Source organism: Synechococcus sp. R6-5 (assembly GCF_047461775.1).
Taxonomy (GTDB): Bacteria; Cyanobacteriota; Cyanobacteriia; order Thermostichales; family Thermostichaceae; genus Thermostichus.
The window spans coordinates 1-691 of the sequence record NZ_JANSHV010000343.1 but is presented as its reverse complement, the minus strand read 5'-3'; the positions used below and the strand labels follow the sequence as shown (position 1 = coordinate 691).

Below are 691 nucleotides of genomic sequence, written 5' to 3'. Positions count from 1 at the left end.
ATTAAGGCGCCAGCCTCAGCATCGATGATACCGTGTTGCAGGCGGATGACCTCGCCATGCGGGGCATGATAGAGCAATGCACCTCCCTGAGCGGGCCAGAGAGCGATGAGACGCTCCAGTGATGCCTGGAGCAATTCATGCACGTCCTGATGTCCTCCCGCCGAAATGAGTTGCCCCAGGGTTTGCAATTGACGCTGATCAACAAGCAGTGGCGCCATAGCGGACCTCACAGCGGTAACATGTTTCGTACTGTACGGCATAGGATGTTCTCTGTCAATGCCGCACATCTCCATATATCATACATCATACCGGAAGAGCATGGTTGTCAACCGCGCAAACTCTGGTACACTGATGTATACACAGTGCGCTCCAGCTATGACGCTCCGCCGACTTGCCGCAACCGGCGAAGCGGTCGTATCTCATCAGGTGTGAATTCTTCACCCATTCGCCAGAAGCAGGTGAAACAATGTCTGTACCATCCGCCACTCACGTTGATGTCATTATCGTCGGGGCTGGTCTCTCCGGCATTTGCGCTGCGTACTACATCCAGACGTATTGTCCGTCACGAACCTTCACCATCCTTGAGAGCCGTGACGCCATCGGCGGCACGTGGGATCTCTTTCGCTATCCGGGAGTCCGTTCGGACTCGGATATGCATACGCTTGGCTATAGTTTTCGTCCCTGGCGCGGG

Annotated in this window: 2 protein-coding genes; one reads left to right on the top strand and one right to left on the bottom strand. The window is 55.3% G+C overall.

Going from position 1 to position 691, the window contains the following annotated elements; translation table 11 throughout:
- A partial coding sequence (locus tag NW818_RS13565) for a hypothetical protein (protein WP_414424852.1) occupies positions 1-218 on the bottom strand: 218 nt, incomplete at its 3' end.
- Positions 219-466: 248 nt separating this feature from the next.
- On the opposite strand from NW818_RS13565, the gene NW818_RS13560 reads away from it, so the two are divergent.
- Positions 467-691, top strand: a 225-nt coding sequence (locus NW818_RS13560; RefSeq protein WP_414424851.1) for an NAD(P)-binding protein, incomplete at its 3' end; no start/stop codon positions are given.